Source organism: Streptomyces sp. NPDC058683 (genome assembly GCF_042716195.1).
In the GTDB taxonomy this organism is placed as follows: Bacteria; Actinomycetota; Actinomycetes; order Streptomycetales; family Streptomycetaceae; genus Streptomyces.
Genome location: NZ_JBHXSK010000038.1, coordinates 36,987 through 50,256 on the forward strand (window position 1 = coordinate 36,987; position 13,270 = coordinate 50,256).

Annotated in this window: 11 protein-coding genes; 3 read left to right on the forward strand and 8 right to left on the reverse strand. The window is 70.8% G+C overall.

Features of this window, described 5'->3' with window-relative positions:
• Positions 1–115: 115 nt before the first annotated feature.
• The 4 genes from ACFWXC_RS35070 to ACFWXC_RS35085 all read right to left on the reverse strand — a co-directional run bounded on the left by ACFWXC_RS35070 (position 116) and on the right by ACFWXC_RS35085 (position 2,941).
• Positions 116–736 carry a TetR/AcrR family transcriptional regulator C-terminal ligand-binding domain-containing protein gene (locus ACFWXC_RS35070; RefSeq protein WP_384485061.1) on the reverse strand — a complete coding sequence of 207 codons (621 nt, stop codon included), beginning with the start codon at positions 734–736 and terminating at the stop codon, positions 116–118.
• Positions 737–830: 94 nt separating this feature from the next.
• Positions 831–1,163 carry a nuclear transport factor 2 family protein gene (locus tag ACFWXC_RS35075; protein ID WP_384485063.1) on the reverse strand — a complete coding sequence of 111 codons (333 nt, stop codon included), beginning with the start codon at positions 1,161–1,163 and terminating at the stop codon, positions 831–833.
• 77 nt (positions 1,164–1,240) lie between these two features.
• Entirely contained in the window at positions 1,241–2,140 is a 900-nt protein-coding gene (locus tag ACFWXC_RS35080) for an SDR family oxidoreductase (protein ID WP_384485065.1), read from the reverse strand.
• Between the two features lie 60 nt (positions 2,141–2,200).
• Positions 2,201–2,941, reverse strand: a complete 741-nt coding sequence (locus ACFWXC_RS35085; RefSeq protein ID WP_384485068.1) for an SDR family oxidoreductase — start codon at positions 2,939–2,941, stop codon at positions 2,201–2,203.
• 282 nt (positions 2,942–3,223) lie between these two features.
• On the opposite strand from ACFWXC_RS35085, the gene ACFWXC_RS35090 reads away from it, so the two are divergent.
• Positions 3,224–4,855, forward strand: coding sequence for a phosphodiester glycosidase family protein (locus ACFWXC_RS35090; RefSeq protein ID WP_384485070.1), 1,632 nt, complete (start codon positions 3,224–3,226; stop codon positions 4,853–4,855).
• A gap of 260 nt (positions 4,856–5,115) precedes the next feature.
• Here ACFWXC_RS35090 and ACFWXC_RS35095 read toward each other — a convergent pair whose 3' ends face one another.
• The gene (locus tag ACFWXC_RS35095) at positions 5,116–7,188 is read right to left on the reverse strand and encodes a glycosyl hydrolase family 28-related protein (RefSeq protein ID WP_384485072.1); all 2,073 of its coding nucleotides are present in this window, start codon (positions 7,186–7,188) and stop codon (positions 5,116–5,118) included.
• A gap of 466 nt (positions 7,189–7,654) precedes the next feature.
• Here ACFWXC_RS35095 and ACFWXC_RS35100 point away from each other — a divergent pair, with 466 nt between their 5' ends.
• Positions 7,655–9,361: an MFS transporter gene (locus tag ACFWXC_RS35100; RefSeq protein ID WP_384485074.1), complete on the forward strand. Its 1,707-nt coding sequence runs from the start codon at positions 7,655–7,657 to the stop codon at positions 9,359–9,361.
• A 304-nt stretch (positions 9,362–9,665) separates the two neighbouring features.
• Here ACFWXC_RS35100 and ACFWXC_RS35105 read toward each other — a convergent pair whose 3' ends face one another.
• The 3 genes from ACFWXC_RS35105 to ACFWXC_RS35115 all read right to left on the reverse strand — a co-directional run bounded on the left by ACFWXC_RS35105 (position 9,666) and on the right by ACFWXC_RS35115 (position 12,531).
• Complete coding sequence (locus tag ACFWXC_RS35105) at positions 9,666–10,868, reverse strand: 4-hydroxybenzoate 3-monooxygenase (RefSeq protein WP_384485076.1); 1,203 nt, start codon at positions 10,866–10,868, stop codon at positions 9,666–9,668.
• Between the two features lie 266 nt (positions 10,869–11,134).
• Positions 11,135–11,689 (reverse strand): cupin domain-containing protein, encoded by a 555-nt coding sequence (locus tag ACFWXC_RS35110; RefSeq protein WP_384485078.1) that lies wholly within the window; start codon positions 11,687–11,689, stop codon positions 11,135–11,137.
• 74 nt (positions 11,690–11,763) lie between these two features.
• Entirely contained in the window at positions 11,764–12,531 is a 768-nt protein-coding gene (locus ACFWXC_RS35115) for an MBL fold metallo-hydrolase (protein ID WP_384485080.1), read from the reverse strand.
• 64 nt (positions 12,532–12,595) lie between these two features.
• Between ACFWXC_RS35115 and ACFWXC_RS35120 the strand changes: the two genes are divergently transcribed.
• On the forward strand, positions 12,596–13,249 hold the full coding sequence (locus ACFWXC_RS35120; protein ID WP_384485082.1) for a TetR/AcrR family transcriptional regulator: 654 nt from the start codon (positions 12,596–12,598) through the stop codon (positions 13,247–13,249).
• Positions 13,250–13,270 lie beyond the last annotated feature (21 nt).

Below are 13,270 nucleotides of genomic sequence, written 5' to 3' on the forward strand. Positions count from 1 at the left end.
CGCCTCCCCGCGCTGCGCCGAGTGACCTGCGCCGTCCGTGAAAGGGGTGCGGTCCGTCGTCGTCCGGACGACGGCGGACCGCACTCCCGCCACTGTCACCGGGTTCATCACCGCACTACTTCGGGCGGACTCCGTCCAGCAGGTTGTTCACGAGTCCGATGATGAAGTCGTCGGTGACGGGTTCGTCGGGGATGAGCAGTCGGTGGTAGACGGCGCCCCAGAGCTGGTCGACGAGGATCTGCACGTCGATGTCGGTGCGGATCTGGCCGAGCTCCTGGGCTCGGTGGAGGCGTTCTCCCGCCAGCCGGCGCCGCTGCGACGAGTACAGCTTCCGGTAGGCGGTGGCCAGGTCCTGGTCCGTCTGTGACTCGCCGATGAGCTCGGCCAGAATGCGACCGCCCGGGGTCTGGGTCATGACCTGGGCGAAGGCGCGGAGCTGGGCGAGCAGGTCGGCGCGGATGTCCCCGGTGTCGGGGAAGGCGAGCGTGTCCTGGACGGCGTGGAAGTAGCCGTCCAGGGCGAGCGCGCCTCTGGAGGGCCACCATTTGTAGAGGGTGGTCTTGCTGACGCCCGATGCCCGGGCTACACGTTCGAAGGTGAGGTCGCCGACGCCTTCGCTGAGCAGCAGTTCCCCGACGGTGCGCAGAACGTCTGCCCGGACCTCGTCCGCGGGCCGGCGCCCCCGTCCGCGAGCGTTGCCCTCCCCGGCAGCGGGTCGGTTCGCATCGTTCGCCATGTGTGCTCCTGCTCGGTTGCCGGGGTCGTGTCGTGTCGGTTTCCAGGTGGGCGCTGCCCGCGTCGAGTCTGCGCGTGTCATGTCGCGCGCGGTGTCACGGAGCGATCCGCAGGCTCGCGATCAGCCCGTCGCGCAGGCGGAAGGTCATGGGGCCGGTGCCGTTGTGGCCGTTGCCGGTCACGGTCAGGGTGGCGACAAAGGTGTCGGATGACGGGCCGGGCTCGATCGCGTCCAGCGCGAAGTGTGCCTGTACGCCGATGTTGTCGGTCCGGTCCCAGGCGCGCACGCCGTCGCGGCCGTGGTACTCGCGACCCCAGTCGTCGAGCTCGGCGTCGTGGGTGAACGCGGCGGCGAACGCCTCGGCGTCGCCTTGGTTGGTCGCCTCGACGAAGGTCTGGACGGCGGCGGGGATCTCGATGATGCTCATGGTAGGTGCCTCCTCCGTGAGTGGGGCGGGGACGCAAGGCTGCCTGACGTCCCTCCTGCCGTCCCGGGCCAGGGGTTTCAGCTCTGAACGGTGAGCAGGTCGGCAAGCCCGATGCGGGTGAGGAAGCCGCGGCGGATACGGTCGGCGGTCTCGGAGACCTCTTCGGATCCGTCGTCGGCAGGGTCGATGTGCACGCGGTAGGGGCGCCGTCCGGCGGGCAGGGCGACGATGCGGGCGATCTCGTCGGAGACGAGCGACGCGGACGCGTCCTCGGGGGCGAGGGCGGCGAGTTTCTTCGCCACCTGGTCCATCAGGCCGGGATACCGGCTCTCGTACTCCGCCTCGACGGTGGTGTCGTCGGGGTGGCCGGAGTGAGCGAAGTGGTTGGTGCCGCTGGTGAACGAACCGGGGACGACGATCGAGGTCTCCACGCCCCAGCGCGCGAGTTCGCCGGCGTAGGACACCGCGAGGGAATCCATGGCGGCCTTGGCTGCGAAGTAGGGGGCGAGGTAGGGCGGAGTGCCGCCTTTGACGCTGGTGCTGGACACCCAGAGCACCAGTCCTTGCCGGCGCCGGCGCATGCCCGGCAGCACGGCGCGGTTGACGCGCTGGGTGGAGAGGACGTTCACGTTGTAGAGCTCGGCGAGCTGGTCGGGGGTGAAGGCCTCGGCCGGCCCGGTCACCATGTGCCCGGCGTTGTGGACCAGCACGTCGAGGTGCCCGTGCTCGGCTTCGATCCGTGCGACGGCGGTGTCGACCGAGAGCTGGGAATTCACGTCGAGCTCGATGGACCGCAGGTCGACGTGGTGCTCGTCGGCGTAGAGGGCGGCGGCCTGGACCTGGGGCGCGTTGCGGCCGGTGGTCCGGCGCATGCCGGCGTAGACGGTGTGGCCGGCGTCCGCCAGTGCACGGGCGGTGAGTGCTCCGAAACCGCTGGAGGCGCCGGTGATGACGACGACGTTGCCGGTGGTGGACATGGACGTGGTTCCTTTCCGCAGTGACGGTGGAGGGGCAGGGTGGTGCGTGTGTGGCAGGGGTCAGGCGAGTCCGCCGTTGGCGTAGAGGACCTGTCCGTTGACCCAGCGCGCGGGGCCGGCCAGGAACGAGACGACCTCGGCGATGTCCTCGGGCCGGCCCAGCCGTTCGAGCGGGGTCGCCTTGGCGAAGTTGGCGATGGTGGCGTCGTCCTTGCCGTCCAGGAACAGCGGTGTGGCGGTGGGGCCGGGCGCGACGGCGTTGACGGTGATGTCCCGGCCGCGCAGCTCACGGGCCAGGACGAGGGTCAGGCCCTCGACCGCGGCCTTGCTGGCGACGTAGGCGCCATAGCCCGGCAGCTGGGTGCGGACCACCGAGGTCGAGAAGTTGACGATCGCGCCACCCGGGCGGACCCTGCGTGCCGCCTGCTGGGAGACGACGAAGGTGCCGCGGATGTTCGTGCGGTGCATCCGGTCCAGGTCGGCGAGGTCGAACGTCGCGATCGGTGCCAGGGTCATGATGCCGGCGGTGTTCACGACCACGTCGATGCCGCCGAAGGCCGACTCGACCGCGTCGAACGCCGCGCTCATCGCACTCTCGTCGGCGACATCGCCGCCCACTGCCAGGGCCCTGCCGCCGGCGGCGGTGATCGCGGCCACGGTGTCCTCGGCCCTGGTCTTGTTCCCCGCGTACTGCACTGCGACCGCGAAACCGTCCTTGGCGAGCCGCTCGGCCGCGATGCGGCCGATGCCGCCCGAGCCTCCGGTGACCAGTGCGACACGGTCGGTGGTGGGGGTGCTCATGGGGGTCTCCTTTTCAGGTGCGTCCATATGAACGACACGTTCATATAACCATGAAATGAACGTGCCGTCCATATCTGAGGGCGAGTCCTTCCAGGGCCACTGGCGCACGGCGGCGCGCCACCCGAACCCACCAAGGACATGAGGGTGTGTCGGATGTCGTACAGGCTTTTCCACCAGGTGTCCGCCACTTCACGCAGGGGTCTTCGCGTCGGTCTGGGATGGCGGGGCGGGGCGGGCAGGACGGGTGGCGCCGCAGAAGTCGAGTCGTACGTCGGGAGAGGCATGTCTGTCAGAGCCGAGACGTTCGGGTGCGCGGTACGGGGTGTGCGCCCGAGGGCGGGACGGGGTTTCGTGCTGGGGACCGTACTGGCCCTGGTCGCGTTCGTTCCGCCGGCCGACGCGAGCACGCGGGCCGGGGACCCCGCCGCGGATGCCGTCGCGTGGACCACCCGGTACGTGGCGCCCGGGGTCGAGGTCCGTACCGGGGTGCTCAGTGACCCGCGGGCCGCCGGCGTGTGGACGGTCACCGTCCAGGCTCCGGCCGTCAACCGCCTCACGGGTGCCGCCACCTGGGCCCCGCTGGGTGACCGCGGCTGGGCCGACACCACCGCCGGGCAGGTGCGGGCCGCCGGGTTCGCGCCGCGCCTCGAGCGGGTGACATGGGACCAGTACGCCGACACGCCGCACGGCACGATGGGGTGGCAGGTCAGGGTCGGCCGGTACGCCACGCAGGCCGAGGCGGCGACGCTGGGCTCGGCGATGTCGGCCGCCGGTTTCCGTACCTCCGTGGAGTGGACGGGCTACGACGGACGCCGTCGCGCCGACGGGGAACGCATCCACGTAGCGGTCGTCGATCCGGCCCGGCTGCGCGGCACGATCGAGGTGAGCGACGGCGGCGATGCCGCCGACCGCGAGAAGACCTCGACGGTGGCCGCCCGTCTGGGCTCCCTGGTCGGTGTCAACGGCGGATTCTTCGTCACCTCCGACGCGGACGGCGTCCAGGGCACCTCGGCCGGACTGTCCGCGGTGCGCGGCGAGTTGCAGTCCATGGCGGCCGGTTCCCGTGCCGCGCTGCTCCTCGCCGACGGTGGACGGCACGTCCGGGTCGCGGACCTGTCCACCACCGTGACGGTCCGTGCCGGCTCCGCCGTCCGCGCGGTGGAGGGCATCAACCGGACCCCGGGCAAGGTGCGCAACTGCGGCCGCCCCGGCGCCGTGCCCACCGAACTCCCCCGCCAGGACATCACCTGCTCGCTCCCGGACGACCTGGTGAAGTTCACCTCCGAGTTCGGGGCACCACTGCCGACCGGCGCCGGCGTCCAGGTGGTCCTCGACCGGCATGATGTCGTCGTCTCCCGTGGTGACCGGGGCGGCTCCGTGCCCGCCGGCGGCTCGGTCCTCCAGGGCACCGGGGCCGCAGCCGCCTGGCTCACCGAGCACGCCGGAACGGGCAGCCGGCTGGAGCTGCGGGAGACGGTCCGGGACGCCTCGGGCAGGCAGGTCCGGCTCGGTCCCGACGACAGCGTCGTCAGCGCGGCCCCGACGCTGGTCGAGGACGGCCGGGTCCACATCGACGCAGCCGCCGAGGGCACACTCGACCCGCTCGACCTCTCCTTCGGGTTCGCCTGGTCCAACGTGCGCCAGCCGCGCACCCTGGCCGGGATCGACGGTCGCGGGCGGCTGCTCCTCGTGACCGTCGACGGCCGGCAGCCCGGTGTCAGCGAGGGCTTCACGCTCGCCGAGGCCGCCCGGTTCATGCGCTCACTCGGCGCGGTACAGGCACTCAACCTGGACGGCGGAGGCTCCACCGCCATGGCCGTCGACGGCAGCCTCGTCAACGTCACGTCCGACGCCACCGGCGAGCGCGCCGTAGGCGACACGGTCCAGGTCCTGCCGCGCGCCGGACGGGACTGACCGCCCGGCGCGCGGCGCCGTCGAGGCGCCGTGTCACCGCTCCGCCGCCCTGCGACCCGCCCGGCGGCGGAGCTGCGCGCATCAGGGGCTGACCCAGGCGTGGGCCGGTTCTGTCCGTACAGAGCCCACGACGCAGCAGGGCGAGCAACGCGTCCACGGCCCAGCCGTACTCGGCAGCGTCGTCCTCGAGGCCGGTACCGGCCCCGAGGGTTTCGAGCGCCTTCTCCCTGCGATGGTGTGACTACCTCGCCCGTCGTGCCTCACCAAGGTGCCGGGGCCGGCGGCGGGGCCACCGGGGGACGGTCGTCGCAGGTGATGGTGTTCGGCAGTTCCCAGGACGCCAGCCAGGGACCGGTCGTGCCACCTCCGTCGTTGCCGCCGAGGTCGTTCACCGTGAACTCGGACCCGGACGCGGGGAAGTTGAAGGATCCGCAGTTGTTGATGCCGACCGCGCCGACGTTACGGGCGTCCACGTTCTCGAAGGACGCCGATCCGGCGGAGCGGGCGCTGAGCACGGACGTACCGGTGCCGTCCACGCGGATGTCCTTGAAACGGATGCCTCGGATCGCGTACTTGTCCTTCACCGGGAAGTCGGAGACCAGCATGATCGCGTTGTAGGTGTTGTCGAGGAAATGGTCGCCGGTGACCTGGATGTCGGCGTCGATGTCCCGCTCCAGGGCGTAGAACCAGATGGCTCCCAGGCCGATCTTCCAGTTGAGCTCGAACGGCCCTGAACGGACCGTGGTGTTGTCCGTGATCTTCAGATGTCCGGTGAACGGCTCCGCGCCGAACCGGGAGCCGACCTGGATGGCGCTGCCCTCTTTGATGGGGTCGGCTATGAGGTTGCCGGTGACCGTGTTGTCGGTGCCGCCGTACAGGGCGATGCCGTTGGCGAGGACCGGGGTCTGCACGGTGTTGTGGGCGAAGACGTTGCGCGCGTCGCCCGTCTTCTCCGACCACATGGCCAGACCGTCGTCGCCGGTGTTGCGGACGAAGGTGTCGGAGACACTCGAATCGGTCACGCCGGTATGGAAGTTGAGGCCGTCGGCGATCTGGTCGGCGATAACGGTGCGGGTGACACGCAGACGGGTCATCGGGCCGTCGAACCACATGCCGACCTTGGTGTGGTGGAGGTAGAGGCCGTCGATCGTCGAATCGCTGAGCGCCCCGCCGAGGGCGTTGACCTGGTCGGTGTCGATGCGTTCGCGTACGTCGCCCTCGACGGTGAAGCCCGACAGGTGGACGTCGTGGCTGCCGCCGTCCGCGGCGTCCTTGCCGTAGAAGCCCACCCCGGTGTGGACCGAGCCGTCGGGAGCGGGGGTGTCGAGGGTGACCTGGTGCCCCTTGACGATCGTGTACCAGCTGCCGGCCCCGACGATCGTCACGTCGTCGACGGTGATGTGACGGTTCACCTGGTACGTGCCCGGCGGCAGGTACACCTTGAGGTGCCGCTTCTTGGCGTAGGCGATGGCCCTGTCGAAGGCGTCGCCCGCGTCACGCCGACCGGTGGGATCGGCCCCGAACGCGATGACGTTCGCGGCGTGCTTCTCGACGTGCGGCGCGCCGACGAGTTGCGTGTCGAGCAGGTCGATCACGGTCCAGGCCGCGGCGCTGTTCTTGGGCGCGGTGAGGCGGACGGTGTCGCCGGCCGCGTACCGCTTGCCGAGCAGCAGTCTCTGTTCGTCGTAGAAGTGGCTCGGCCTGAACGGCTTGTCGATGGTGGGCGTCGGGCTGGTGGCGGCCGGAACGCAACCGCATTCGGTGATCCACCAGTCGGGGTGCAGCAGGTCGCCCTGGGGGTCGTTGCTGAACGGGTACTGGTTGTAGAGCCAGGAGTACTGCGAGGTGAGGGTCATCGTGGTGCGGCGGCCGCCGCCCACGGAGACATCGAGGGGCGCGGTGATGCCGCCGCCTTCGGGAGCGTCGGGGATGCTGTACCGCACGGTGAGAGCGTTGGCCGCGCGCGGCAGGGTGAACTCGACGTACTGGCCCGGCTTCAGGCGCACCGCCGTGCGGCCGGATGCCTCCGAGGGCAGTGTGTAGGCGGTGCGGTCGGGGCCGATGACGGTGCCGTTCGTCGCCGCGTTCTCCGCCTCCTGTTCGACGAAGTCCACCGTGGCGCCCCGCCCCGCGACGAGGGCGGGATCGAGCCCGGCCCGGGTCACCACCGGGGTGCCCTCACGGCCACCGTGCCCCGACGCCGCCGGGGACGGCGCGCCGAGCCCGAGCACGAGTCCGGCGGCGGCCGCGGTCAGCGCCACGAGGGTCCGAGCCGGTCTTCGCGCACGGTCCCTCAGTCGCTCCGCAGCCACGTCGTTGGTGTACCGCGCCATCGGATTCTCGTTTCTCTAGGAGCGGAGGTCACCGAGGGCAGCTCGGTGCACGGCAGCACGGCGGGAACGGGCCGTGCCGCTGCGTACCGGGACATTAGGGCGCGGCGGGACGCCCGGACAAGACGTCGAACACCCTCTTCCATCCATCAGTACAGATCCTGCAAGCAATTGCCGATTCCTTGCATTCAGATCTCGCCCCGTGGAGTGCACCGCACTCACCCCACCAGTGTTGTTCGGCGGAGGCAGCGGCTTTGCTCCGCCGCTCGACGGCTTTGTCGGCGAGGGGGACCAAGCGCGGTAGCACTACTGATCGTTATCCCGAGGCGGCGCATGATCTCGTGCAGACCCTCTAGGCGTACCGACTAGTCGGTACTAGCCTCTGGCCACGCTCTCGGAGCCGGGCCGCCGCGCACCCTCGTCGCACCGACGCGAACACCCGGTTCCGGGTATCCCTGGGAGGAGCCGTATGTCCGCCGCCACGACACCGTCCGACGCCGACAGACCCGCGCCCGATGTGCCCTCCGCGGACGCCCGCGGCCCACTGGCCTGGCTGTACCGCCGCGAACTGACGGACTACCCGCCCACCGGTCGCCGTATGGTCTACCTCGCGATCGTGGTCGTCACCACTGTCGTCCTGTACTACATGCTGTACATCCAGTACGCGGTGGCGACGTCGATCATCACGCACTTCGGCATGACGTACCGCTACTTCATCTGGGTCTCGGTGATCGGCAACGCGGTCGGGGCCTTCGCCTCGCTCGTGGCGGGTCTGGCGGACCGGTGGGGCCGGGCGAATCTGGTGGTCTACGGGCTGCTGATCGCCGCACTGCTGGTCTTCTTCGGGTTGCCGAACGCGGCGAACAAGACCACGTATCTGGTGCTCTTCGCGCTCGTCAGCTTCATCGAGGGCATCGTGCTGGTCGCCACCCCCGCGCTGATCAGGGACTTCTCCCCGCAACTCGGCCGGGCCACCGCGATGGGGTACTGGACGATGGGCCCGGTCATCGGCTCCCTGGTGGTCACCACCGTCACCAGCAACACCCTCGACAGCGCCACCTGGCAGGACGAACTACGCTATTCGGCGATCGCCGGGTTCGTCGTCTTCATCGTCGCGGTCTTCGCGCTGCGCGAGCTGTCACCGGCGCTGCGCGACCAGATCATGGTGACGCTGCGGGACCGGGCGCTGGTCGAGGCACGCGCCAAGGGGCTGAACACCGAGGCGCTACGCCGCGGCGAGTGGCGGCAGATGATGCGCCTGGACGTGCTGGGCTCGGCCTTCGCCATCGCCGTGTTCCTGCTGCTGTACTACGCGGCGGTCGGCAACTTCGTCGTCTACTTCGCGACCGTCTTCGGATACAGCGAGCAGCGCACCAACGCGCTGGCCAACTGGTACTGGGGGGCGAACGCCATCGCCCTGGTCCTGGTCGGCCTGCTCTCGGACCGGCTGAAGGTGCGCAAGCCCTTCATGATCGTCGGTGCGGTCGGCTCCGTCGTGGTGACCGCGGTCTTCGCCACCCGCGCCACCCACCTGACGACCGACTACTACACCTTCGCCTGGTTGTTCATCGGCATCGGCGTCTTCAGCGGCATCGCCTACGCGCCCTGGATGGCGAGCTTCACCGAGACGGTGGAGAAGCACAACCCGGCGGCGACCGCGGCGGGGCTGGCGGTGTGGGGCTGGACGGTGCGCATCGTGGTCGCCGTGTCCGCGGCCTTCATCCCGGTACTGGTCACCTCCGTGACCCCGCTCGTGGAACACGGCGCCGAGGTCAAGGTCGCCTCGGCGCAGGCGGCGCCCGCGCTGGCCATCGTCAACGCGCACCCGAAGCTCTTCGCCGAGCTCGACAAGTACACCCCGGCCACCGTGCCGCCCGCGCTGAACGCCCGCGCCGTCGAGGAGGTCGGCGCGGAGAACCTCGCCGTCGTGCAGAAGGCGGCGCCGCAGCTGAAGCTGCTGCAGGAGTACGGCGCCGAGGTGCAGAAGGCGACCAAGGACGGGCCCGGCGAATGGCGCACCTGGTGGTGGATCTGCGTCGGCGGCCAGGTGCTCTTCCTGCCCTTCGTCTTCGTGATGGCGGGTCGCTGGAGCCCGAAGAAGGCACGTATGGACGCCGAGGCACACCAAGTTGCCGTCAACCGCGAGCTGGCCGCCCTCGCCGCCGCCAGGGGGTGATCAGACGCGGAGCCGCCCCGTCCGCGGACGGGGCGGCCGGATGCGGGGTGGGGTGAGCGCTGGTGAACCGGCCCGGCGACTGGGCGGGCCGGCCAGGCGGGCGGATGTGGAATGTGCGGAGCTGGGCGCCCCCGGCCTGGCGCGGCTCGGCGGCAACGGGCTCCGGTACCCGGTGCTTGCCGCGGTCCGGGCCTGCCCGTTGGTGGCGTGCGTCCAGTCCAGCAGCACCTTCGGCTCGGCAAGAAGTTGCTGACCGGTCCTCCTGACACTGGACGCGGTCTGCGCAGCTCCCCCGTCGGCCGGCTCAACCAGGTGCCGCGCCTCCGGCAACGCCGGTCATGAGTTCCGCGAAGGCCTGCGCGGCGGTCGGGGAGGTGAAGAGGCGGTCGAGGCGGGCGCGGGCCAGTTGGCGCAGGAAAGGGCCGCAGTCGGTGTCGTCGCCGGCGTCGTGGACCGTGCGGGTCAGCCAGTGGGAGAACTCCTGGTCGCTCCAGACACGTTGCAGGCACCGTTCGGAGTAGGTGCGCAGGCCGGTGTCGTCGTGGTCGCGGACGTGGTCGCGGACGGCGCGGGCGAAGAGATCGGCGTCGTACAGGGCGAGGTTCATGCCCTTTCCGCCCATGGGGGACACGATGTGGGCGGCGTCCCCGACGAGGTACAGGCGGCCGTACTGCATGGGGTCGTGGACGAGGCTGCGCAGCCGGAAGGTCTCGCGGTCGGTGATCGGGCCCGCGGTCAGGGCGGGGTCGACGAGCCGGGTGCGCAGCGCCTCCCAGACCCGGGTTTCGGGCCAGGACCCGGGGTGGTCGTCGGGCGGGCACTGGAGGTAGTAGCGGCTGCTGTGCGGTCCGCGGGGGAAGTGCGCGGCGAAGCCCTGCGGGCTGACGGCGAGCAGGGGGTGGGCGGGGGGCGGGGCGTCGGCGAGGACGGTGAGCCATCCGATGCCGTGGTCGAGGGTGTGGGCGGTGAGGTGGCCGTCGGGGACGGCGGTGCGGGTGACGCCGTGCTCGCCGTCGCAGCCGGCGACGAAGGCGCAGGTGATCGTGTGCACGGTGCCGTCGGCGGAGCGGTAACGGACGGTGGGGCGGTCGCCTGTCAGGTCGTGCAGGGTGATGTCGGACGTCTCGTAGCGCATGTCGCCGCCGTCGGCGAGGTGGGTGGCGATGAGTTTTTGGACCAGGACCTGCTGGGGGCACAGACGCGCCCCGGGGCCCTCGGAGCCGTCGTTGTCGTTGACGAGGTGGCTCTCGCCGTCCACCCGGAACTCCAGGATGCCGTCGTGTGGTGGGCCGCCCAGCACCAGGTCGGCGAGCCCCCAGGACGTGAACATCCGCACCGCGCGGCTCTCCACGATGCCGGCCCGCTGCCGCTGCGCCACGTACTGGCGGCTGCGGCGCTCCAGGACGATGCTGTCGATGCCGGATCTGCGCAGCAGATTGGCGACGGTCAGCCCGGCCGGGCCCGCACCGATCACCACGACGGTCGTGGATTCCGGGATTTCGTCCAACTGCCGCTCACCCTGGGCCACTTGGCACCTCCGGGAGCAGCCTAGCGCTGACCGGGGCTGGGGTGAGACGGCGCGCGTGGCAACCGTCTCCGGCCTCGATGACATCCTGCGCGTCGGAGCCCTGGCCGCGGATGTCCGGGCTCCGGCCGCGTTCCTGACGGTCCGGCGGGAAACGCCGCTGGAGAAGGCCGCGGTCCGGGAGGAGCCGGCGGCGTGGCCGGGCCGGCACCTCGCCGGCCGGGGCGTCTGTGCTGTGCTGTGCCGGCTCAGGACTTGTCGGCGGGTCCGGCGATGTCGGCTTCCTCGGGGAGGATCACCATGTCGATCTCCTTGCGGCCGAGGAGCGGGCCCAGGGCCAGGCCGCGCTCCGGCGGCCAGAACTCGGGCTTCTCACCGGGTACGGGGTCGTCCCCGCCTTCCAGCCACAGCCCCTCGCCTCCGCCGGGCGTGAAGAAGGACACCATGTGCGCCTGTTCGCCGGTGCGGTTGCGGAACCGGTGCCGCGTGCCCCTCGGCACGAAGACGAAGTCTCCGGCGTTCGCCACGAAGATCTGATCGCCGTTCAGGAATTCCAGCGCACCCGAGATGACGTAGAAGGACTCGTCGGCGGCCCGGTGCACATGCGCGATCGGTCCGCCGCCCGGGGGCACCCAGCAGACGGTGAGGCCCACTGCGCCGTCGGTGGACTCAGCCGGCGCCATGGTCTCGTAGACGTCGCCGGACATCCACTTGACCACGCCCTTCCCGGCGGGGACGTGCAGGACGCGCGGACGGTAGTAGTCCGCCGTCTCGGTGCCGTCGGTCGACGGTATAGAACTCATGTCGTTTCCTTCGAGGTGTGGGACGTCGTCGTGCCAGGCGGGTCGCCGCCTGGAGAACCGGGGTACGGCGCGGGTCAGCGCACTCCGAAGTGGCGTGCCTGCTGGGTGGCGGACCGGACGCCGTCGGTGAAGGGTTCGCCGTGGCCGGGCAGCAGCAGGTCCGCCGGCAGCTGGTCGAGACGGTCGAGGGCGGCGAGCGCGGCCTTGCTGTCGTGGGTGAAGCAGCGGCTCACGATCGAGGGTCCGGTGTGACCCGACAACCCGTCCGCGGTGACCAGGGCGTCGCCGGTGAAGAGGAGCCCACGGTCGGCGAAGTAGTAGGCGGCGCTGCCGGGGGTGTGACCGGACAGCACGACGGCCTGCGGGGCACCGGGGACGTCCGCCAGCACCTGGTCGCCGTGGAAGACGCGCGTGTTCTGGACGGCGGGAGCGGTGAAGGCCCCCGAGCGGGCCAACTGGAGAGGCATGGCGAATGCGGCCGGCCTGCGCAGGAGGTACGGGAGCATCGAACGCTCGGGCTTGGCATGGCGATTCACGCTGCGCGGACCGTCGTGCAGGATCGCGGCGTCCCGATCGTGGATCCAGATGTCGGCTCCGGCCTCCTGGAGGGTGTGGGCCAGACCGGTGTGATCGAGGTGGCCGTGGGTCAGGAGCACGGCACGGATGTCGGCGACGGAACGGCCGAGGCCGGCCAGCAACCCGCGCAGCTGATCCAGGTGCGCGGGCACACCCGCGTCGATCAGGGTGAGACCGTCGGGGCCCTCGATCAGGTAGAAGTTGATGCCGTGATCGCCGAGGCGGTGGACGCCGGGCGCCACCTGCGCGGACGCGGGACGGGACATATGGACCTCCAGCAACCTGCCAGAATTCAATACAGTCGACTGTATCAAATTGGAGGGTGCGCCGATGCCAGGCGAGACACCACGCCGGCCCTACAACTCCGAGCGCCGGCAGGAAGCCGCTCGCCGCAATCGCGCCGCGGTGTTGGCGGCCTGCGGTGAGCTGCTCTTCCGGGACGGCTACCACGCCACGACCGTGCGTGCCGTGGCCGAGGGGGCGGGTGTCTCACCGGAGACCGTGTACAAGACGTTCGGCGGCAAGCCGGGCCTGGTGAAGGCCCTGTGGGACAGCACGCTGGCCGGCGACGACGAGCCGGTGCCCATGGCGGACCGTCCCGAGGTGCGGGCGATCCTGCGGACCAGCGAGCCGGACGCCAAGCTACGGCTCTATGCCGCGTTCGTGCGCGGCATCCATGAGCGGATCGCCGCGCTGTTCGCCCTGCTGACCCAGGCGGGGCCGGACGTCGGGGAGGTGCTGGAGACAGCCGAACGGGAACGGCTCACCGGCGTCACCTCGTTCGTCACCCACCTCGACGAGACCGGTGCGCTGGATCCGGCAGCGGATCCGGCGCACCTGGCGGACGGCCTCTGGGCGCTGGCCGGGCCGCAGTTGTACACGCAGCTCACAGTGGGGCGGGGCTGGTCGGCCGACACGTACGAGGAGTGGCTGGCCGACACGCTCATCGCCACGTTGCTGCGGCCTTCCGGCCCGAAGCGGTAGACCTTCGGCGGGGCGGCGGAG

Bases quoted from the DNA above. Each gene is read 5' to 3' on its own strand.
- ACFWXC_RS35070 (WP_384485061.1), bottom strand. From the start codon at position 736: ATGGCGAACGATGCGAACCGACCCGCTGCCGGGGAGGGCAACGCTCGC.
- ACFWXC_RS35075 (WP_384485063.1), bottom strand. From the start codon at position 1,163: ATGAGCATCATCGAGATCCCCGCCGCCGTCCAGACCTTCGTCGAGGCG.
- ACFWXC_RS35080 (WP_384485065.1), bottom strand. From the start codon at position 2,140: ATGTCCACCACCGGCAACGTCGTCGTCATCACCGGCGCCTCCAGCGGT.
- ACFWXC_RS35085 (WP_384485068.1), bottom strand. From the start codon at position 2,941: ATGAGCACCCCCACCACCGACCGTGTCGCACTGGTCACCGGAGGCTCG.
- ACFWXC_RS35090 (WP_384485070.1), top strand. From the start codon at position 3,224: ATGTCTGTCAGAGCCGAGACGTTCGGGTGCGCGGTACGGGGTGTGCGC.
- ACFWXC_RS35095 (WP_384485072.1), bottom strand. From the start codon at position 7,188: ATGGCGCGGTACACCAACGACGTGGCTGCGGAGCGACTGAGGGACCGT.
- ACFWXC_RS35100 (WP_384485074.1), top strand. From the start codon at position 7,655: ATGTCCGCCGCCACGACACCGTCCGACGCCGACAGACCCGCGCCCGAT.
- ACFWXC_RS35110 (WP_384485078.1), bottom strand. From the start codon at position 11,689: ATGAGTTCTATACCGTCGACCGACGGCACCGAGACGGCGGACTACTAC.
- ACFWXC_RS35115 (WP_384485080.1), bottom strand. From the start codon at position 12,531: ATGTCCCGTCCCGCGTCCGCGCAGGTGGCGCCCGGCGTCCACCGCCTC.
- ACFWXC_RS35120 (WP_384485082.1), top strand. From the start codon at position 12,596: ATGCCAGGCGAGACACCACGCCGGCCCTACAACTCCGAGCGCCGGCAG.